This window comes from Prescottella sp. R16, assembly GCF_030656875.1.
GTDB lineage: Bacteria > Actinomycetota > Actinomycetes > Mycobacteriales > Mycobacteriaceae > Prescottella.
Map to the genome: position 1 here is coordinate 609,803 of NZ_CP130943.1, position 20,222 is coordinate 630,024.

The following is a 20,222-nucleotide window of genomic DNA, read 5'->3' on the forward strand; positions in this document are numbered from 1 at the left end:
ACCACGACAGCCGCCGGTGCGAGGACGTAGAGCACGACGGTCGTCTGCCTTCCCATGCTCCCTTTCTGCTCTCCGGATTCTCTCTTTCCGGACTTGGCCGAACGATTCCCTTTGCCGCTGTTACGGTCTCGTGTGCCGACCGTTATCGACGGTCGACGCTGTCAGTGCAGCCCGATCGGTTCGCGACGAGGGAGACGACATGCGTGTGAAGACTCTGCGGTCCGCGGTGATGGCCGCGACGGTAGCGATCGGAATGGCCGGGCTGCCGACAGTTGCCGCCGCGACCCCCGGGGAAGGGCCCACCTACTATCTGGCACTGGGTGATTCGTTGGCGGCGGGCTACCAACCCGACACCGGACACGACGAACCGGTCTCGTACACCGACGACATCTACGCCGCGCTGAAGCAAACGGATCCGAATCTGGAGTTCGTCGACCTCGGATGTGACGGCGAGACCACGGAAACGATGATCGACGGCGGCAAATGCGCCTATCCGGGTGCGGCGTCGCAGCTCGACGCCGCGACGAAGTTCCTCGAGGAGCACCGAGGCAAGGTCGAGTACGTGACCGAGAACATCGGTGCGAACGACGTGTACCACTGCCTGTCCGGCGGCGCCGGATCCCTCGGCTCCTCCGGGGTTCCGGACGTCGGCTGCATTACGCAGGCCCTCGCCACCGTGGAACGGAATCTCACCACGATCAACAGTCGGCTGCGCGATACCGGCGGTGACGAGCCGAGATACGTCGGCATGAACTACTACGACCCGGCATTGGCCGGCTGGCTCGAGGGCGGACCGACCCGCGTGGTCGCGGCAGGAACCGCCGCGTTGAACAATCTGTTCGCCGCCACGATCACGACCACCAACTCCTCGGCCGGCTTCGCGACGGCAGACGTGCTGACAGCGTTCTCGAACAACGACTTCACCCCGGTCGACGTCCCCGGCTTCGGCACCCTGCCGACGAACGTCGGACGGATCTGCGAGTGGACGTGGATGTGCACGCAGTACCGGGACATCCACGCGAACCCGACGGGACACCAGGTCATCGCCGACACCTTCCTACCCCTGCTGGAAGACGGTAGCCGGGGTTCCCTGGGCTCGTCCGGGTCGCCGGGTTCCAGCGGTTCACTCGGTTCCGGAGGGCAGTCCGGGGGACGCTGACCGGCCGGACACATGGAAATCCCCTCGCTCGAATCGATTCGGGCGAGCGGATTCTCGTGTGTCGGCTCAGTTCTCGGGCCAGACCATCGAACCGCCGAGCAGGTTCTTCAGCAGGTCGCCGAGGACGGGGATCAGCGTTTCGGTGACGTCGAAGGAATCGGAGAGCGAACCCATGGATACTCCTGTAATTCGTAGTGGTGGTGAGCGGTGTGGTGCTCGGGCGCTACTGGGCGGGGGCGGAACTCTGGGCGTCCGAGCTGATGCCGGACAGCGAGCCGCTCTGCACGCCGCTGATGAACGAGTAGACGGCGTTGAGGAACGCGGTGAGGTTTTCTGCCGAGGTCATGATGAATCTCCTTGTCGGACCTGTGGAGTGAATGTGCCGCGGGGTACGCGGAGAACGGTGGCCGGGGTCAGTTGCCGAGACTCAGGGTGTCGAGCTTCAACATTGCGTCGAGGATCGGCTTGAGCTTGATCAGGCCGGTGGAGAAGTTCGCATTGTTCATCTCGAGCAGTTTTTCGATGGAGCCCATCGGGCGCCTCCTTCGAGGATCGTGTGGTGTCGGATCAGCAGTCGCCGGTCAGCTGAGGGAGACGGAACCGAGCGAACCTGCGCTGAGGCCGTCGACCTGCTTGATGGCGTCGAGCAACGGCTTGAGGACCAGGAACTTCATCATGTTGCCCGGGTCGGTGACGCCGTTCTGCTGGAGCAGATTGGTGAGTGATCCCATGCCGCCTCTTTCTGTGTCGCGCTGAAACAGTTATGTCGGATTTGTAACAGGTTCTGTCGCTTGTTCGGGGAAAAATGGGCGAAAAATCCCGATCGGTTTTCTTTGTGTGGCTTTCGGCGTGGCAGTGCACGCAGCCCGGGAGCGCCTGCGAGGATCCATCCCACACCGAACATGCACACGATCGCGAGGCGGGAGCCGGAGTGACGACTGCGGAGAACTCGGAGAAGACCACCCGGACGATGGCGTTGCCGACGCTGTCGGCGATGGTGGTCGGATCCATGGTCGGGGCCGGCGTGTTCTCGCTGCCCCGCAACTTCGGTCAGGCCACCGGCGGCCTCGGCGCACTGATCGCCTGGGCCGTCGCCGGCACCGGAATGCTGATGCTGGCGTTCGTGTTCCAGTCCCTCGCCGTCCGCAAACCCGACCTCGACGCCGGCGTGTACGCCTACGCGAAGGCCGGATTCGGCGAATACCTCGGCTTCTTCTCCGCGTTCGGCTACTGGGCCAGCACGTGCGTCGGCAACGTGAGCTACTGGGTACTCATCAAGTCGACGCTCGGGCAGGTGCTGCCGATCTTCGGTGAGGGCAGCACGATCTGGGCGGTACTGCTGTCGACCGTCTGCATCTGGGCGTTCCACTTCATGGTGCTGCGTGGCGTCCAGGAGGCCGCGACGATCAACAAGATCGTCACGGTCGCGAAACTGGTGCCGATCCTGTTCTTCGTCGTCGTCACACTGTTCTACTTCGACGCCGGGATCTTCGTCGACAACTTCCTGGGCGGCGAGGACTACTCCGAATCGCTGTTCGAACAGGTACGCGCCACGATGCTGGTGACCGTGTTCGTGTTCCTCGGCATCGAGGGCGCCAGCGTGTACTCCCGCTACGCGCGTAGGCGTGAGGACATCGGCCGCGCCACCGTCCTCGGATTCCTCAGTGTGCTGGCTATTTTCGCGTCCGTGACGATGGTCGCGTACGGCATCATGCCGCGCGACGACCTCGCGGCCCTGCAACAGCCGTCGATGGCGCCGGTCTTCGAGTCCGTCGTCGGCACCTGGGGTGCCTGGTTCATCAGCATCGGCCTGATCGTCTCGGTACTCGGCGCCTATCTGGCCTGGACACTCATGGCCGCCGAGGTACTGTTCGTCGCCGCGCAGGACCGCGACATGCCGTCGTTCCTGACCCGCGTCAACAGCCGCACCGTCCCGGTGATCGCGCTGGTGTTCACCACCGTCCTCATCCAGCTCGTGCTGCTCACGACATTGTTCTCCGACGACGCGTTCACGTTCACCCTCAAACTGTGCAGCGCACTGTCCCTGGTGCCGTACCTGCTGGCCGCCGCGTACGCGCTCAAACTCGGCTGGACCCGCGAGACGTACGACGAGATCCAACCCGAGCGGCGCACCCGGGAACTCGTGTTCGCGGGCATCGCCACCTTCTACACCGCATTCATGATCGTCGCGGCCGGGCTCGAATTCCTGCTGCTGTCGTGCATCGTCTACGCGCCCGGCACGATCCTGTTCGCGCTCACCCGCAGAGAAGCGGGCAAGCGCCTGTTCTCGCCCTGGGAGGCGGCACTGTTCGCGGCCGTCGCCCTCGGCGCCATCGCCGGAATCGTCGGTCTCGCAACCGGCGCCATCACCATCTAGGAGCAGCGAGAAGATGACCGCACCCGCCACCTTCGGCGTCCACTCGGAAGTCGGCACCCTCCGCAAGGTCCTCGTCTGCGCGCCCGGTCTCGCACACGAGCGGCTCACCCCGTCCAACTGCGACGACCTGCTGTTCGACGACGTCCTGTGGGTCCAGAACGCCAAACGGGACCACTTCGACTTCGTCACCAAGATGCGGGACCGCGGCATCGAGGTCGTCGAACTGCACAACCTGCTCACCGACACCCTCGCGGTCCCCGGCGCGAAGGCATGGATCCTCGACCGCAAGATCGTCGTCAACGAGGTCGGTCTCGGACTCGTCGACGACGTCCGCGCGTTCCTTGACCAGCTCGAGCACCGTCGGCTCGCCGAATACCTCATCGGCGGACTCGCCGTCGCCGACCTTCCCGCAGACTTCCGGCCCGGCTACATCGCCCTCGCCCGCGAACAGGTCGGCGTCCGTGAATACCTGATGCCGCCGCTGCCCAACACCCTGTACACCCGCGACACCACGTGCTGGCTGTACGGCGGCGTCACCCTCAACCCGCTGTACTGGCCGGCCCGGCACGACGAGACGCTGCTGATGAAGGCGATCTACCGGTTCCACCCGGACTTCACCGGCGCGAAGATCTGGTGGGGCGACCCCGAACAGGACTGGGGGCAGGCCACATTCGAGGGCGGCGACGTCATGCCCGTCGGCAACGGCGCCGTCCTCGTCGGCATGAGCGAGCGCACGTCCCGCCAGGCCGTCACACAGGTCGCGCAGTCGCTGTTCGACGCCGGCGCCGCCGAACGCGTCATCGTCGCCGGCATGCCGAAGCTGCGCGCCGCGATGCACCTCGACACCGTCTTCACATTCGCCGACCGTGATCTGGTGACGGTGTTCCCCGACATCGTCGACGGCATCCACACGTTCTCGCTACGCCCCGGCGACAAGGGTGTGCCCGAGGTGACCGAGGAGCGCAAACAGTTCGTCGACGTCGTCGCCGAGGCCCTGAACTTCGACAAGCTGCGCGTCGTCCCCACCGGTGGCGGCTTCTACGCCAACGAACGCCAACAGTGGGACAGCGGCAACAACCTCGTCGCCGCCGAACCCGGCGTGGTGTTCGCGTACGACCGCAACACCCACACCAATGCCGCCCTGCGCAAGGAAGGAGTCGAGGTCGTCACCATCGTCGGTGCCGAACTCGGCCGCGGCCGCGGCGGCGGACACTGCATGACCTGCCCGATCGTGCGCGACGAAGTCGAGTTCTGAGTTGCCGGTGATGCGCCGTCAGAGGCGGCGCATCACCGACACCACCTTGCCGAGGACGACGGCCCCGTCACCGTCGATGACGTCGTAGGCCGGGTTGCGCGGCTCGAGATACACGTGACCGCCGCGGCGCCGCAGCACCTTCACGGTCGCTTCGCCGTCGATCATCGCGGCCACGATCTCCCCGGACTGTGCCTCGTCCTGGCGGCGCACGACGACCGTGTCACCGTCACAGATCGCGGCGTCGACCATCGACTCGCCGCGCACCCGCAGCGCGAACACCGTCCCCGACCCGACGAGCTCCCGCGGCAGCGACAGCACCTCGTCGGCGTGCTCCTCCGCCAGGATCGGCGCGCCCGCCGCGATGTCACCGACCACCGGCACCGGCACCGAATTCTCCGACGCCCGAACCGCCGTGGACCCGGAGAGGAACGGGCGCACATCCAGCTGCCGGGCCATCGCCGTGCCACGCCGCAGGAAACCCTGCTCCTCCAACGACTTCAGATGCCGCGACACCGTCGACGTCGACCGCAGGCCCACCGCGTCCGCGATCTCCCGGGTACTCGGCGGGCAGCCGTCGGCAGCGACCCGATCCCGGATCACCAGCAGGATCCGCTGCTGACGCGGCGGCAGGGCATTCGCGTCGAGGCCACCGAACATGTCGAGATCGTCGTAACCGGTCACCCGGTGAATCGTAGTGGGGCCCGGTTCGCGCCCCGGAAACAGTGAAGGGGTGGGACCAGTGGTCCCGCCCCTTCACCGGAAGAGCATCAGCGACCGCGGTCGCTTTCGTCTCAGTGTCCGCCGTTCGCCTTCAGCCGCTCGACGGCCTCCGTGATGACCTTCTCGGCCTCGGCGCGGCCGACCCAGTCGGCGCCGGTGACGTGCTTGTTCGGCTCGAGATCCTTGTAGTGCACGAAGAAGTGCTTGATCGCGTCCAGCTCGAACTGCGAGACGTCCGCGAGATCCTGGATGTGGTCCCAGCGCGGGTCGCCCGCGGGAACACACAGCACCTTGTCGTCGCCACCGGCCTCGTCGACCATCTTGAACATGCCGACCGGGCGGGCCTCGACGATGACACCGGGGTACACCGACTCGGGCAGCAGCACCATCGCGTCCAGCGGATCGCCGTCCTCACCGAGGGTGTTCTCGATGTAGCCGTAGTCGGCCGGGTACCCGAAGGAGGTGTAGAGGTAGCGGTCCAGCTTCACACGGCCGGTCACGTGATCGACCTCGTACTTGTTGCGCTGGCCCTTGGGGATTTCGATGGTGACGTCGAACTCCACGTCGCTTCCTCACTGTCTGGGTCTTCCGGCTGTCCGCCGCCCCCCGTCCGGATGGACGGTTCGGGGAAAGGGTAGCGGGTCGGCGATACTGTGTGATGCGGGTGCTGGGCGCTGTGGAATTCGGTGTGATGCGGAGGGACGTTGGCAAGCGAGGGCAAGAAGAAGATCGGCATCCTGGCCGGACGGCGCCGTCGCAACGTCCGGATCCTGCTGGCACTGGCCGCGGCCGCGGTCGTCGCCGCCGGCGGTACCACGATCGTGCTCACGCAGCGCGGCACCGCATCGGCCGCGCAGGACGTCGCCACCGTGTCACCGCAGCCGGCGCCGGTCACCGCGACACCCCAGGTCGCGCCGCTGCCCGACGACGCCCCCGCACCGACACCGCAGGGACTGGCCGCGGCCCTCGACCCGGTCACGGCGAACCCCGCGCTCGGCAACTTCACCGGATCGGTCACCGACGCCCGCACGGGTGCCGTGCTGTGGAGCCGTAACCCCGACGCTCCGATGGTGCCGGCGTCGACCACCAAGATCCTCACCGCTGCCGCCGCGATGCTGAGCCTGCCCCCGGACCACCGGGTCGCCACCGAGGTCCGGCAGGGATCGCGGCCCGGTGAACTGGTCCTCGTCGGTGACGGCGACCCCACCCTCACCGCGCAGCCCGTCGGGCAACCCGGCTACTACCCGGGCGGCCCGCGTATCGCAGACCTCGCCGACCGGATCCGCAGCGCCGGCGTCGCCGTCGACAGCATCGTCGTCGACACCGGCGCCTACACCGGACCGGCCCTGGCGGACGGCTGGCTGCCCGACGACGTCGCCGCCGGCTACATCGCCCCCATCGAACCGGTCATGCTCGACGGAGCCCGATCCGATCCGCTCGCCGACGAACCCCCGCGCAGCGCCACCCCGGCCCTCGACGCCGGTCGTGCTCTCGCGAAGGCGCTCGGCGTCGACCCGGCCCGTGTCACGCTCGGTGCCGCCACCCCCGGCGGCGACCCCGTCGCGACCGTGTACTCCGCGCCGCTGCGGGACCGGCTCGGCGTCATGATGCGCCGCTCCGACAACGTTCTCGCCGAGACGATCGCGCGGGAGGTCGCAGCCGGGAAGAACGCGGAACGCTCCTTCGCCGGCGCGACCGCCTCGGTCCTGCAGGTCCTCTACGACGCCGGTTTCCCGACCGACGGAGTCGTCCTGCACGACGGCAGCGGACTGTCCGTCGACGGCCGCATCCCGGCCCGCCTGCTCGACGCCGTCCTGGCCGCCGCGGCAGGCGAGACGAAACCGCAGCTGCGTCCGATGCTCGACGACCTGCCCGTCGCCGGTGCCACCGGAACCCTGTCCGACCGGTACGCGACCGGCGACCGGACCGGCGCCGGATGGGTGCGGGCGAAGACGGGAACGCTGTCGGTCGCGAGCGCGTTGACCGGATACGTCGTCGACGTCGACGGCCGGGTGTTGACGTTCGCGTTGATGTCCAACGATCGCCCGCCGGGGGAGAGCCGGCCCGCGCTCGACGCGGTCGCCGGAACACTTCGGATGTGCGGGTGCAGATGAGGACGAGGTGACGGTGGCGGTGCCGGAATCGGGAGCGGACGGCGGATTCGGCGGTGCGGTGGACTGGCGCCTGGCCGCCCGGGCCGGCGCCCGCCTGGCCCCCGCCGGTCCGGCCACGTCGCGGTACACCGCCGAGACGATCGTCACCGCACTCGAGGACGCGTCGGTCCGCGCCGAAGGCCCGGTCCGCGACGTCACAGGCCTGGCGGACGGGCTGCCCGTCCCGGCCGCACAGGTCGTCGACCGCGTCGGCTGGATCGACGCGGCCGCCCGCTCGATGGCCCACCTGACCGGCACCGACATCGATTCCGCGTCCCGCACGCTGCTGGCCGGGAAACCGGCCGGACTGCAGGCCGGGGCGATGCTCGCCTACCTGTCGTCGGCGATCCTCGGCCAGTACGACCCGTTCACCGGGGACCACGGCACACTGCTGCTCGTCGCACCCAACGTGCTGCAGGTCGAACGCACGTTGAAAGTGTCACCCGCCGACTTCCGGTTGTGGGTGTGCCTGCACGAGGTCACCCACCGCGTCCAGTTCTCGTCCGCCCCCTGGATGGGCGACTACATGCTCGACTCCGTCGCCACACTCGGCGACTCGGCCGACGAACCGGTGGGTGAATTCGTCGCCCGGCTGTCCGGGGCCCTGCGGGAACGTCGCCGCGGCAACGACTCCGAACTTCCCCCCGACCAGCGCGGCATCATCGGCCTGATCCGGGCCACCCAGGCGCCGCCGCAACGTGAGGCCCTCGACCGGATGCTCGTCCTCGGGACCGTCCTCGAGGGTCACGCAGACCACGTGATGGACGCGGTCGGCCCCGCCGTGGTGCCGTCGGTGGCACGGATCCGGAAGGCGTTCGACGCCCGCCGGCAGCGCCGCACCAACCCGGTGCAGCGGCTCCTGCGCGCGCTGCTCGGCATGGACGCCAAGATGGCGCAGTACGTGCGCGGCAAGAAGTTCGTCGACGCCGTCGTCGCCCGGGTGGGCATGGAGCGGTTCAACACGATCTGGACCGGACCCGACACACTGCCGACACTCGACGAGATCGACGACCCCGACGCCTGGATCGCCCGGGTACTCGGGTGACGCTGCTCCCCGAGACCCCCGCGATCCTGGAGGTGCGTCGCGCCGTCCGCGGCTGGCTCGCCCGGCACGCCCCGGCCGGAACCGTCGTCGTCGCTCTGTCCGGGGGCGCCGATTCGCTCGCCCTCACCGCGGCCACCGTCGCGGAGGCGGCGTCGGTGCGCGCCCTGATCGTCGACCACCGACTCCAGGACGGCTCGGACGCCGTCGCCGCGCAGGCTGCAGCCCGGGCCCACACGCTCGGCTGCGCCGGCGCCGACGTGCTCGCCGTCGACGTCACCGGCCCCGGCGGCCTCGAGGCCGCCGCCCGGGCCGCCCGCTACACCGCCCTCGACGCCGGCCGCGGCGGACACCCGGTCCTGCTCGGCCACACCCTCGACGATCAGGCGGAGACGGTGCTCCTCGGGTTGGGGCGAGGCTCGGGCGGACGGTCGATCCGCGGCATGGCCGACTACGACGCGCCGTGGGGCCGTCCGCTGCTCGACGTGCGGCGGACGGTGACCCGGCAGGTGTGCCGTGACCTCGGTCTCGACCCGCACGAGGACCCGCACAACAGCAACCCGTCGTTCACCCGTGTCCGGTTGCGCACCGAGGTGCTGCCCCTGCTCGACGACGTCCTCGGCGGCGGGGTCGCGGCCGCGCTCGGACGCACCGCCCGGCAGCTCCGTGAGGACGGTGACGTGCTCGACGCCCTCGCCGGTCGCGCGTATGCGACAGCACGCGACGGTGACCGTCCCGCCGAACTGGTCGTCGACCGGCTCCATGAGATCCCTGTCGCGGTCCGCCGCCGGGTGCTGCGGCAGTGGCTTCTGGACTGCGGGGCAAAAGCGTTGACCGACAAGCAGTTACGGTCCGTCGACGATCTCGTCGGCCGTTGGCGTGGGCAGGGGGGAGTGGCGCTCGGTGGCGGCCGGCCGGACGCCAGGTTGGTTGCATCCCGGCGGCGTGGCAGGCTGTCGACGGGGTTCGTGAACGACTGAGAGGAATGCTCCGTGTACGAGGGCGACATCGCATCGGTACTCATCTCCGAGGAGCAGATCAAGGAGCGCACGGCCGAACTGGCCGCCGCGATCGCCGAGCGCTACCCGGTCGGCGCCCCCGAGGGCGACCTCCTGCTCGTCGGTGTCCTCAAGGGCGCGATCTTCTTCATGACCGACTTCGCGCGCGCGCTGCCCATCCCGACGCAGATGGAGTTCATGGCCGTCAGCTCGTACGGCTCGTCGACGTCGTCGTCCGGTGTCGTGCGGATCCTCAAGGACCTCGACAAGGACATCGCCGGCCGCCACGTCCTCATCGTCGAGGACATCATCGACTCCGGCCTGACCCTGTCGTGGCTGATGCGCAACCTCAGGACCCGCAACCCGGCGTCCCTCGAGGTCGTCACCCTGCTGCGCAAGCCGGAGGCCGTCAAGGTCGACGTCGAGGTCGCGCACGTGGGCTTCGACATCCCCGACGAGTTCGTCGTCGGCTACGGCCTCGACTACGCCGAGCGCTACCGCGACCTGCCCTACATCGGGACCCTCGACCCCAAGGTGTACGGCGGATAACCACCACCGGACACGACGCGTTCGAGTGCCCGCAGATCCTCCTCGAGCAGGCGGAACAGCCAGTACACGAACACGAACGCGGCCACCCCGCCGACGCACAGCACCCGCACCGCGTACACGACGACGGAGATCTCGTCGGGCGACAGGAACGTCACCCCGGCCACCCCGACCAGCGGCACCGACGCCGCGACCGCGAGATACATCGTGCTGCGCCGGTCCAGGCCTCGTAGCCGGCGGTCGTCGCTGCTGCTGGTGATGCCCTGCGGCAGCAGCGACGGGTACAGGCAGCGCACCGCGTAGAACGTGACCAGGAAGAACGGGTACGCGACCGCGACGGCACCGCACACCAGCTGTGAACCGAGGAAGTGCACGTACGCGCCCGGCGGCAGCCCGCCGGTCGCGATCTGCAGGGACACCGGGAACGCGATGCCCGCCACCACCCACAGCGCGAGCACGACGACCGCGATCCGGTCACCCATCAGCAGCGTGTCCGCGCGGGCCCGGGCCAGGGTCGCGGTGTCGTAGGTGCGGCCCCGGCGCAGACCGCGGGGCACCGTGACGACGTTCCGGATCAGATACAGGCACACGACGATCCCGAGCGTGAACACGATCGGATTGATCACCTGAGAGATCGCGACGAACCGCTGCTGTGCCTCGGCGGACAGTTCGTCGATGATCAGCGTCTGGTTGTGGTGGTAGTTGTAGATCGCGGCGAGGGCGTTCGGCACGAGGACACTCGACGTCACAACCGGCACCATCCACCGGCGCAGCCGGTACCGCGGGCTGTCCGGGGGCGGGTCGACGAGATCCCGGGCGCGGGCGTCCAGGCACAGGTCGAACTGCTGGGCCAGCTCGGCTCCCGTCGACCACCGGTCGCGGCGGTCCGGGGCCAGGCAGGTCAGCAGCACCCGGCGCAGCGCTGCCGGGCAGTCGTCGGGCAACGTCGAGACCAGCGCCGGATCGACCGGGCGCCGCCGCAACTCCAGCATCCGGGCCAGCGACGTCGCCGACTCGCCGGCGCCGGGTTCGTCCGCGAACGGCCGCCGCCCGGTCAACAACTCCCACAGCAGCACCCCGAGCGCGAACAGGTCGCTGCGGACGTCGAGGTCGCCGGCCGACCCCGGAAGACCGGGATGGCACGCCTCGAGTTGCTCGGGCGACATGTATGCCAGCGAGCCGCCGAAATAGGCGACCGGACTGGTACCGACCACCCGATCACTGAAACTGATGTTGAAGTCGGCCAGCTTGGGCACCCCCTCCGACGTCAGCAGCACGTTCGCCGGCTTGATGTCCCGGTGCAGGACGCCGCGCCCGTCCGCGTAGTCGAGGGCGTCCGCGAGGCGCCGTCCCAGCCACGCCACCGTCTCGGGCCACGTCAGGGTCGCGATCTCGGCGCGCACACTCGACCCGCTCGGCCGCAGCTCACCCTTGCGTTCGAGCACCGCGTCGACCGACTCGAGCAGGAACCGGCCGGACTCGGGCCGGACACCGTCGCCCAGGTCGCCGATCCGGTGGACGACGTCGAGCAGCGTCCCACCCGGCACGTACTGCATGTACAGCAGCTTGAGGGCGCTGTCGGGCAGTCGCCGCTGATCGAAGACCCGCACGATGTAGTCGTGGTCCAGCCGGGCGAGGGTCTGCGGTTCCGTGCCGTGGTCCTGGGAGATCTTCACTGCCACGATCCGCTGCATCGACCGCTGCCGGGCGAGGAACACCCGCGCGAACGACCCCCGGCCGAGTGCGGTCACCAGATCGAACTCGTCGACCCGGTCACCGACGTCGACGCAGTCCAGCGCCTGCTGCGCCCCCGGCTGCGCGACGAGCGTGCCGACCGGACGCCCCCCGCGCCCCCGCAACCGGGTGACGACGCCGGTGAGGAAGGACACTGTCCGGGAACCGTCCATCACTCGTCACCGTCCGGGGAAGGGGAGTGCGGCAGGGGGAGCGGGACTCACCCTGGGGATACTCGAAACGATACCGCCGGTGGCGGCATACTCGGCAGGTGCGAGATCCTCACACGGACGAGTTCACCGCGACCTCCATCGCCCGCCGGGTCCGGGACGGAACCCTGTCTCCGGTCGACGTCGTCGACGACGCCCTGCACCGCATCGAACAGCGGGACCCGCCGGTCCGCGCATACGTCCGAGTGCTGCGGGACCGCGCCCGCGCCGACGCCGCCGCCCTCGCCGGTCGGGGCGACCTCGCGGACCTGCCACTCGCCGGCGTACCCGTCGCGATCAAGGACAACGTCCCCGTCGCGGGCGAGCCGATGCGCGACGGCTCCGCCGCCACCGACCCCGCGCCGTCCACACACGACCACCCCACCGTCGCCCGGCTACGGGCCGCCGGAGCGATCCCCGTCGGCCTGACCGCCGTCCCGGAACTGTGCGTGTGGGGGTCGACCGACTCCCCGGGCACGATCACCCGCAACCCGTGGAACCCCGACCTGGTGCCGGGCGGCTCGTCCGGTGGATCGGCCGTCGCCGTCGCCACCGGAACGGTCCCGATCGCGCTGGCTGCCGACGGTATGGGCTCGATCCGGATCCCGGCCGCGGCGTGCGGCGTCGTCGGATTCAAACCCGGCCGTGGCCTCGTCCCCGCCGAACTGGGCGCCCACTCGTGGTTCGGACTGTCGGAGAACGGGCCGATCGCCGGCACCGTCGAGGACACCGCCCTGATGCTGTCCGTCCTCGCCGACGACCCGTCGCTCGCCCGCATCCCGGAACCCGGACAGCTCCGGATCGGGGTGGCCACCGGAACCCCGTCCCCACTGGTCCGGGTCGACGAACAGTGGGCGGACGGGACCCGGACCGCAGCCACGGCCCTGGCCGACGCCGGCCACCACACCACAGCCGTCCGCATCCCGTACCCGCCGACCATGGCGATCGCGTTCACCCGCTGGCTCGCCGGTACCGCGTCCGACGCCGCCGGCCTCGACCCCGCACTGCTGCAACCCCGCACCCGGCGTCACGTCGCGATCGGGCGGACTCTCGACCGGGCCGGACTGATCCGCGACGGACAGGTGCGGCGGCTGCAGCAGCGGATGCTGCACTTCTTCGCGGACAGCGACGTCGTACTGACACCGTCGCTCGCGCAGCCGCCGATCCGGGCACTCGCATGGAGCGAGAAATCGTGGACGTCCAACGTCGTCGCCAACGTGCGGTACGCCCCGTTCAGTGCACTGTGGAACGTGCTGGGCTGGCCGGCCGCGACCGTGCCCGTCGGCATGCACTCCGGCTCGCGGACCCCGATCGGGGTGCAGATCGTCGCACCCCCGGGAAACGAGGCCACCGTCCTCGCCGTCGCCGCCGAACTCGAACGGCGACACGGGCGGCCCCGACACGCCCCGAGATGACCTTCCTGCTGTGAGATGCGGCACGAACCGGGCCCCACGGCCCCGAACCGCACGGCGGCGGGAACCCGGGCGGGGTCGTCGTGCGTTGAAAACAGTGACGTCACCCGTCGGAGACGGTCGGCCGCGGACACGCGTCGAGCGTCGTCGTCGCGGTAATCTGAGGTGTCCGGCCTACCGGAACGTCCGGTTTACCCGCGCTACCGAGCTGCCCGCACTATCGAAAGGACCGGCCACCCCGGCCGAACCTGTATGAACCGCAAGACAGTGTTCCGCAATGTGGCGATCGTCGCCGGTTTCCTGTTGGTGATCTACGCCTTCAGTTACTTCGGCAACGACACTCGCGGCTTCCAGTCGGTCGATACCTCGGTGGCGATCGCGCAGCTCGATGCGAAGAACGTCGAGAAGGCGCAGATCGACGACCGTGAACAGCAGGTGCGGCTGTGGCTGAACAACGCCGGCGACGGTACCGACGGCAAGACCGAGATCATCGCGAAGTACCCGAGCGCGGCGTCCGAGCAGATCTTCGACAAGGTCGCGGCCTCCGGTGCGCAGAAGTTCAACACCAGCGTCACGCAGGAGAGCTGGCTGACGTCGATCCTGCTGTTCGTGCTGCCGATGATCATCCTGCTCGGCATCTTCTTCTTCATCATGAACCGCATGCAGGGCGGCGGCCGCGGCGGAATGATGGGCTTCGGCAAGTCCAAGGCCAAGCAACTGTCCAAGGATCTGCCGAAGACCACGTTCGCGGACGTCGCCGGCGCCGACGAGGCGGTCGAGGAACTCTACGAGATCAAGGACTTCCTGCAGAATCCGTCGCGCTACCAGGCTCTCGGCGCGAAGATCCCCAAGGGTGTGCTGCTGTACGGGCCGCCCGGTACCGGTAAGACGCTGCTCGCGCGCGCCGTCGCGGGCGAGGCCGGCGTGCCGTTCTTCACCATCTCCGGTTCGGACTTCGTCGAGATGTTCGTCGGTGTCGGTGCGTCCCGCGTACGCGACCTGTTCGAACAGGCCAAGCAGAACAGCCCCTGCATCATCTTCGTCGACGAGATCGACGCCGTCGGCCGCCAGCGCGGCGCCGGCCTGGGTGGCGGACACGACGAGCGCGAACAGACCCTCAACCAGTTGCTCGTCGAGATGGACGGCTTCGGTGACCGCACCGGCATCATCCTGATCGCCGCGACCAACCGCCCCGACATCCTCGACCCGGCGCTGCTGCGCCCGGGCCGCTTCGACCGGCAGATTCCCGTCGGCAACCCCGACCTGGCCGGACGCCGCGCGATCCTCAAGGTGCACTCTCAGGGCAAGCCGATCGCGCAGGACGCGGACCTCGAGGGTCTCGCCAAGCGCACCGTCGGCATGTCCGGCGCGGACCTGGCCAACGTCATCAACGAGGCGGCACTGTTGACTGCCCGCGAGAACGGCACGGTGATCACCGAGGCGGCGCTCGAGGAGTCCGTCGACCGTGTGATCGGCGGCCCTCGCCGCAAGAGTCGGATCATCTCCGAGCACGAGAAGAAGATCACCGCCTACCACGAGGGCGGTCACACGCTCGCGGCCTGGGCGATGCCGGACATCGAGCCCATCTACAAGGTGACGATCCTGGCCCGCGGCCGCACCGGCGGTCACGCCATGACGGTGCCCGAGGACGACAAGGGCCTGATGACCCGGTCCGAGATGATCGCCCGCCTGGTGATGGCGATGGGCGGCCGCGCCGCCGAGGAACTCGTGTTCCACGAGCCCACGACCGGCGCCTCGTCCGACATCGATCAGGCCACCAAGATCGCTCGCGCAATGGTGACCGAGTACGGCATGAGCGCCAAGCTCGGCGCGGTCCGCTACGGCCAGGAGCAGGGCGACCCGTTCCTGGGTCGCTCGATGGGCATGAACTCCGACTACTCGCACGAGGTGGCTCGCGAGATCGACGAGGAGGTGCGCAATCTGATCGAGGCCGCGCACACCGAGGCGTGGTCCATCCTCAACGAGTACCGCGACGTCCTCGACATCCTGGCGCGCGAACTGCTCGAGCGCGAGACGCTCACGCGCAAGGATCTGGAAAAGATCTTCACGTCCGTCGAGAAGCGTCCCCGCATCACCGCGTTCAACGAGTTCGGGGAGCGGACTCCGTCGACGAAGCCGCCGATCAAGACGCCGCGGGAACTGGCGATCGAACGCGGCGAGACGTGGCCGCCGGAGCCGCAGCCGCAGCCGCAGCCGACGTTCGCGGAGCATCGTGCGCCGGTCAACGGACATACCGGCACCGAGCAGTTCGGCCGACCGGCCCCACAACCGCACCCGTATCAGGCGGGAGCACAGCCTCAACAGCCCCAGCAGCCCCAGCAGGGCACGCGCCCCGACTACGGCGCCCCGGCCGGCTGGTCCGCCCCGGGCTGGCCGCCGCGGGAACCCGACCAGGGCACGCAGCAGCCGGCCCCCGGCCCGCACGGGCAGCAGCAGCCGGGTAACTGGCAGCACTACCCGCAGTGGGAGCCGCCCGCACCGCCGCAGGGCGGGCCGGGCCGCGCGCCCGGCGACGCCGGAACCGGACGTCACAGCGACGGCGGCGATACGCCGACGCAGGCGTGGGAGGGGCCGACGGGTCCGCAGTAGTCCGCTCGCAATTAGGCTTGCCCTGGCTCACCCGGTGTGAGCCAGGGCATTCAGCCCCGATACTGGAGGTACGGTCGGTTGTCGGTGAATCAGTTGGGGAGTGGGTCGGCGCTCATGACGGGAAGGCCGTTCGACCAGGACCGTGCCGAGGCGGCAGTCCGGGAACTGCTGATCGCGGTCGGTGAGGACCCCGATCGTCCCGGTCTGCTCGATACTCCCGCCCGCGTCGCACGCGCCTACCGGGAGGTGTTCGCCGGTCTCTACACCGATCCCGACGACGTGCTCAACACGACGTTCGACGAGGGCCACCAGGAACTGGTGCTGGTGCGCGACATTCCGATGTATTCGACGTGCGAGCACCATCTGGTGTCGTTCCACGGTGTCGCGCACGTCGGCTACATTCCCGGCGAGACGGGCCGGGTGACGGGGCTGTCGAAGCTGGCGCGCCTGGTCGACCTGTACGCCAAGCGGCCGCAGGTGCAGGAGCGTCTCACCAGCCAGATCGCGGACGCACTCGTGCGCAAGCTCGATCCGCGCGGCGTGATCGTGGTCGTCGAGGCCGAACACCTGTGCATGGCGATGCGCGGAATCCGCAAGCCCGGTGCGAGCACCACGACGTCGGCGGTGCGCGGGCAGTTCCAGTCGAACTCCGCCTCCCGCGCCGAGGCGCTGGATCTGATTCTGCGCAAGTGATCTCTCTGCCCCGCCCCGGACGCCCCGTCGTGATGGGTGTCCTCAACGTGACCGCCGATTCGTTCTCCGACGGTGGCCGATACCTGGACCGGGACGCTGCCGTCGAACACGGTCTGCAACTGCAGCGGTTGGGCGTCGACATCGTCGACGTGGGCGGGGAGTCCACCCGTCCGGGTGCGTCGCGTGTCGACCCGGCGGTGGAGGCCGCGCGGGTCGCCCCGGTGATCGCCGAGCTCGCCGCGGAGGGTGTCACCGTCAGCGTCGACACGATGCGCGCGTCGGTGGCGCAGTCGGCGATCGAAGCGGGGGTGTCGATCGTCAACGACGTGTCCGGGGGGCGTGCCGACGCGGACATGGCGCGGGTCGTCGCGGATGCGAGGGTGCCGTGGATCCTCATGCACTGGCGTCCGGCCGGCAGTTTCGTGCACGCCGGCGGGTCCACCCATTACGACGACGTGGTCCGCGACGTGGGCGACGAACTGATGACGCAGGTGGATGCCGCGGTCGCGGCCGGGGTGGATCCGCGGGCCCTGGTCCTCGACCCGGGGCTGGGGTTCGTGAAGAACCCGGACCACAACTGGCAGCTGCTCAACCGGCTGCCGGAACTGAACGCTCTCGGCTTCCCGGTCCTGATCGGGGCGTCCCGCAAACGGTTCCTCGGCTCGCTGCTCGCTGCCGCCGACGGCACCCCTCGCCCGCCGGACGGCCGGGAGGTGGCGACCGCGGTGGTGTCGGCGCTCGCCGCCACACACGGGGCGTGGGGAGTGCGGGTGCACGACGCGCAGGCGTCGCTCGACGCGATCGCGGTGGCGCGCGCGTGGGCGCGCGGTGGACAGGAGGTGCCGGATGCGTGAATCCGACCGGATCGAACTGCGGGGGCTGCGGGTCCGCGGCCACCACGGCGTCTTCGACCACGAGAAACGGGACGGCCAGGACTTCCTCGTCGACGTGACCCTGTGGATGGATCTCGCACCGGCGGCCGCGTCGGACGATCTGCGGGACACGTTCGACTACGGCGAGCTCGCCCAGCGGGCCGCCGCGATCGTCGCCGGACCGCCGCGTGACCTCATCGAAACCGTGTCCGCGGAGATCGCCGACGACGTGATCCGCGATCCGCGGGTGCGCCGGGTCGAGGTGGTCCTGCACAAGCCGTCCGCCCCGATTCCGTTGACGTTCGCGGACGTCGCGGTGGTCGCCGTCCGGTCCCGGACCGGGGAGACCCGATGAGTCGCGCGGTGCTGTCGATCGGCTCCAACATCGGGGACAGCGTCGGACACCTGCAGACGGTCGTCGACGGCCTGCGGGACTGGATCGTCGCCGTCTCGCCCGTGTACGCGACGGCGCCGTGGGGCGGCGTCGAACAGCAGGACTTCCTCAACGCGACGCTGATCGTCGACGACCCGGACGCGGACAGTCGGGAATGGCTGCGGCGGGCCCAGCGGCTCGAGGCCGAGGCCGAGCGGGTCCGGGAGCAGCGGTGGGGGCCACGCACCCTCGACGTCGACGTCGTGACGTGCGACGGCCTCCGCAGCGACGATCCCGAGCTGACGCTGCCGCATCCGCGGGCCCACGAGCGGGCGTTCGTGCTGGTGCCGTGGCTCGACGTGGACCCGGACGCGACCCTCGACGTCGACGGCCGGCCGACACGGGTGGACGCCCTGCTCGACCGCCTCGACGCCACCGAAATCGCCGGAGTCCGCCGGACGACGCGGCCGCTGGAACTACGGTAACCGGGATGAAGCCGACCCGGATCTGGGACCTGTTGTCGCTGGCGTTGCTCGCTGCCGTCGCGACCTGGCTGCTGATCCGTGTCTCGTACGGGTCCCTGCCGCCCATCCCGATCTATGCGGGGGCCTCGCTGTATCCGGTCGCGTTGATCGAGACGGTGCTCGCCTTCGTGATCCGGGCGCGTGTCCGGGATCACGCCATCGGTACCGATCCGCGGCAGTTGCATCCGATCACGGCGGCCCGGGCGGCGGCGCTGGCGAAGGCGTCGGCGCTGGTCGGGGCCGCGAGCGCGGGGGTGTGGGCCGGCTTCCTCGTCTTCCTGTGGCCGCAGCGGGCGCACCTGCGGGCGGCGGTGTCGGACAGTCCCGGTGTGATCGTCGGGCTGATCGCCGCCGTTCTGCTGGTGGGGGCCGCGTTGTGGCTCGAGCACTGCTGCCGTACCCCGGAGGATCCGCCGGATCGACCCGCGCACTGAGCGTGTCCGAAATGTCGCCGAATCAGGTTCGTCCCGATCTGCCGCTACCCTGAATTGCATGACGGTTCCGGGTCGCGCCAAGCCAGTACGCCGCAACCGCCGCAGCACGAGCCAGATGGTCGTTGCCGGTCTCGTGGTCCTCGCCGTGGCGGCATCTCTCTTCCTCGTCTTCAGCGAAAGCGTCCAACTGCTCCGGGTGGGGCTGGTCGTCGCACTGTGGGCTGCGACGTTGGGCGCCCTCTCCGTGACGAAGTACCGCCGGGAATCGGCGCTCGAGAAGGCGAAGGTTCGAGACCTGCAGAAGGTGTACGAACTGCAACTCGAGCGGGAAGTGACCGCGCGCCGCGAGTACGAACTCGGTGTCGAGGCCCGGCTGCGCGGTGAACTCGGTGCCGAGACCGCGACGATCGCCGCGCTGCGGGAGGAGTTGGCGGCGCTGCGCCGCAACCTCGAGGTGCTGTTCGACGGGCCGCTCCCCGCGGACCGGGTCGCCCTGCGGGCCGAGTCGACCCGCGTCCAGGAGCTCGCCGGCGGCTATCAGCCGGCCGCGTCGGGCCTGTTCGTGCCGGACCGGCCGGGAACACAACCGGACCGGTCCGCGGGGCCGGCACCGAGCGGCCCCGGCTTCGCCCAGCCCTACGACGATCCGGTCACCGCCGAGACGACGGTGATTCCCCCGGTCGACGTCGATGCCGGCACAGACGCAGCGGAACCCGAGCCCGAGGTCGTCCCGGAACCCGAGGTCGTTCCGGAACCGGAGGTCGTGCCCGACGAGCCGGTGATCCCGGAGACTGCGGCAGCGGAGCCGGTCGCCGACACCGCTGCGGACGTTCCCGCGGCGTCGGACACGGACGATGCGGAGGAGCCGCGGCCCGGGTCGCGCCGGTCCCGCCGGCTGGCCGAGGACACCGACGGCGGCGCCCACGCGAGCGGACTCTCGGTCGCCGAGATCATGGCGAATCTCGAGTCGCGGCGGGCCGGGGATGCGGCGCCGAGGCGCCGACGCCGTGCGGAGTGAGCTGTAGATCACGTCGACCGGCCGTGGCGGCGTGACTTCGCGCGGCGCTATCCTCTCCGCAGGACGTCTGGTACCCGCCGTGCGGGACTGGAA

At 69.6% G+C, this 20,222-nt stretch carries 20 protein-coding genes; 15 read left to right on the forward strand and 5 right to left on the reverse strand.

Going from position 1 to position 20,222, the window contains the following annotated elements; genetic code table 11:
- Positions 1-199 precede the first annotated feature (199 nt).
- On the forward strand, positions 200-1,159 hold the full coding sequence (locus tag Q5696_RS02805; RefSeq protein ID WP_305093714.1) for an SGNH/GDSL hydrolase family protein: 960 nt from the start codon (positions 200-202) through the stop codon (positions 1,157-1,159).
- A gap of 223 nt (positions 1,160-1,382) precedes the next feature.
- Here the strand turns inward: Q5696_RS02805 and Q5696_RS02810 are convergent, their stop codons facing one another.
- Both Q5696_RS02810 and Q5696_RS02815 read right to left on the reverse strand, forming a co-directional pair.
- Positions 1,383-1,505 carry a hypothetical protein gene (locus Q5696_RS02810; RefSeq protein ID WP_305093715.1) on the reverse strand — a complete coding sequence of 41 codons (123 nt, stop codon included), beginning with the start codon at positions 1,503-1,505 and terminating at the stop codon, positions 1,383-1,385.
- Positions 1,506-1,740: 235 nt separating this feature from the next.
- A complete protein-coding gene (locus Q5696_RS02815) occupies positions 1,741-1,890 on the reverse strand; it encodes a hypothetical protein (RefSeq protein ID WP_305093716.1) in 150 nt (49 codons plus the stop codon).
- 200 nt (positions 1,891-2,090) lie between these two features.
- Between Q5696_RS02815 and Q5696_RS02820 the strand changes: the two genes are divergently transcribed.
- Together Q5696_RS02820 and Q5696_RS02825 are read left to right on the forward strand one after the other, a co-directional pair.
- Positions 2,091-3,536, forward strand: coding sequence for a basic amino acid/polyamine antiporter (locus Q5696_RS02820; RefSeq protein ID WP_305093717.1), 1,446 nt, complete (start codon positions 2,091-2,093; stop codon positions 3,534-3,536).
- A gap of 13 nt (positions 3,537-3,549) precedes the next feature.
- Positions 3,550-4,791 carry an arginine deiminase gene (locus Q5696_RS02825; RefSeq protein ID WP_305093718.1) on the forward strand — a complete coding sequence of 414 codons (1,242 nt, stop codon included), beginning with the start codon at positions 3,550-3,552 and terminating at the stop codon, positions 4,789-4,791.
- Between the two features lie 18 nt (positions 4,792-4,809).
- Here Q5696_RS02825 and lexA read toward each other — a convergent pair whose 3' ends face one another.
- Positions 4,810-5,472 carry a transcriptional repressor LexA gene (gene lexA, locus Q5696_RS02830; protein WP_305093719.1) on the reverse strand — a complete coding sequence of 221 codons (663 nt, stop codon included), beginning with the start codon at positions 5,470-5,472 and terminating at the stop codon, positions 4,810-4,812.
- Positions 5,473-5,582: 110 nt separating this feature from the next.
- Positions 5,583-6,074: an inorganic diphosphatase gene (locus Q5696_RS02835; RefSeq protein WP_305093720.1), complete on the reverse strand. Its 492-nt coding sequence runs from the start codon at positions 6,072-6,074 to the stop codon at positions 5,583-5,585.
- 141 nt (positions 6,075-6,215) lie between these two features.
- On the opposite strand from Q5696_RS02835, the gene dacB reads away from it, so the two are divergent.
- The 4 genes from dacB to hpt are packed head-to-tail and all read left to right on the forward strand — an operon-like array spanning position 6,216 to position 10,253.
- Positions 6,216-7,625, forward strand: a complete 1,410-nt coding sequence (gene dacB / locus Q5696_RS02840; RefSeq protein ID WP_305093721.1) for a D-alanyl-D-alanine carboxypeptidase/D-alanyl-D-alanine endopeptidase — start codon at positions 6,216-6,218, stop codon at positions 7,623-7,625.
- 19 nt (positions 7,626-7,644) lie between these two features.
- Complete coding sequence (locus tag Q5696_RS02845; RefSeq protein WP_370654850.1) at positions 7,645-8,709, forward strand: Rv3626c family coenzyme F420 biosynthesis-associated protein; 1,065 nt, start codon at positions 7,645-7,647, stop codon at positions 8,707-8,709.
- Positions 8,706-9,686, forward strand: coding sequence for a tRNA lysidine(34) synthetase TilS (gene tilS / locus Q5696_RS02850; protein WP_305093722.1), 981 nt, complete (start codon positions 8,706-8,708; stop codon positions 9,684-9,686). The genes Q5696_RS02845 and tilS overlap by 4 nt, the downstream gene beginning before the upstream one ends.
- A 12-nt stretch (positions 9,687-9,698) precedes the next feature.
- A complete protein-coding gene (gene hpt / locus Q5696_RS02855) occupies positions 9,699-10,253 on the forward strand; it encodes a hypoxanthine phosphoribosyltransferase (protein WP_305093723.1) in 555 nt (184 codons plus the stop codon).
- Here the strand turns inward: hpt and Q5696_RS02860 are convergent.
- The gene (locus Q5696_RS02860) at positions 10,214-12,157 is read right to left on the reverse strand and encodes a serine/threonine-protein kinase (RefSeq protein WP_305093724.1); all 1,944 of its coding nucleotides are present in this window, start codon (positions 12,155-12,157) and stop codon (positions 10,214-10,216) included. The genes hpt and Q5696_RS02860 overlap by 40 nt on opposite strands.
- 98 nt (positions 12,158-12,255) lie before the next feature.
- On the opposite strand from Q5696_RS02860, the gene Q5696_RS02865 reads away from it, so the two are divergent.
- The 8 genes from Q5696_RS02865 (at position 12,256) to Q5696_RS02900 (ending at position 20,129) form a co-directional block, all read left to right on the forward strand.
- Positions 12,256-13,608: an amidase gene (locus tag Q5696_RS02865; protein ID WP_305093725.1), complete on the forward strand. Its 1,353-nt coding sequence runs from the start codon at positions 12,256-12,258 to the stop codon at positions 13,606-13,608.
- A gap of 249 nt (positions 13,609-13,857) precedes the next feature.
- Positions 13,858-16,215, forward strand: coding sequence for an ATP-dependent zinc metalloprotease FtsH (ftsH, locus tag Q5696_RS02870; RefSeq protein ID WP_305093726.1), 2,358 nt, complete (start codon positions 13,858-13,860; stop codon positions 16,213-16,215).
- 114 nt (positions 16,216-16,329) lie between these two features.
- Positions 16,330-16,908: a GTP cyclohydrolase I FolE gene (gene folE, locus Q5696_RS02875; RefSeq protein ID WP_370654851.1), complete on the forward strand. Its 579-nt coding sequence runs from the start codon at positions 16,330-16,332 to the stop codon at positions 16,906-16,908.
- 32 nt (positions 16,909-16,940) lie between these two features.
- Positions 16,941-17,762 carry a dihydropteroate synthase gene (gene folP / locus Q5696_RS02880; protein ID WP_305095116.1) on the forward strand — a complete coding sequence of 274 codons (822 nt, stop codon included), beginning with the start codon at positions 16,941-16,943 and terminating at the stop codon, positions 17,760-17,762.
- Positions 17,755-18,135 (forward strand): dihydroneopterin aldolase, encoded by a 381-nt coding sequence (gene folB, locus Q5696_RS02885; RefSeq protein WP_305093728.1) that lies wholly within the window; start codon positions 17,755-17,757, stop codon positions 18,133-18,135. The genes folP and folB overlap by 8 nt, the downstream gene beginning before the upstream one ends.
- Complete coding sequence (gene folK / locus Q5696_RS02890; protein ID WP_305093729.1) at positions 18,132-18,638, forward strand: 2-amino-4-hydroxy-6-hydroxymethyldihydropteridine diphosphokinase; 507 nt, start codon at positions 18,132-18,134, stop codon at positions 18,636-18,638. The genes folB and folK overlap by 4 nt, the downstream gene beginning before the upstream one ends.
- Positions 18,639-18,643: 5 nt before the next feature.
- A complete protein-coding gene (locus Q5696_RS02895; protein WP_305093730.1) occupies positions 18,644-19,111 on the forward strand; it encodes a DUF3180 domain-containing protein in 468 nt (155 codons plus the stop codon).
- A 58-nt stretch (positions 19,112-19,169) separates the two neighbouring features.
- Positions 19,170-20,129 carry a DUF6779 domain-containing protein gene (locus Q5696_RS02900; RefSeq protein WP_305093731.1) on the forward strand — a complete coding sequence of 320 codons (960 nt, stop codon included), beginning with the start codon at positions 19,170-19,172 and terminating at the stop codon, positions 20,127-20,129.
- Positions 20,130-20,222: the final 93 nt, after the last annotated feature.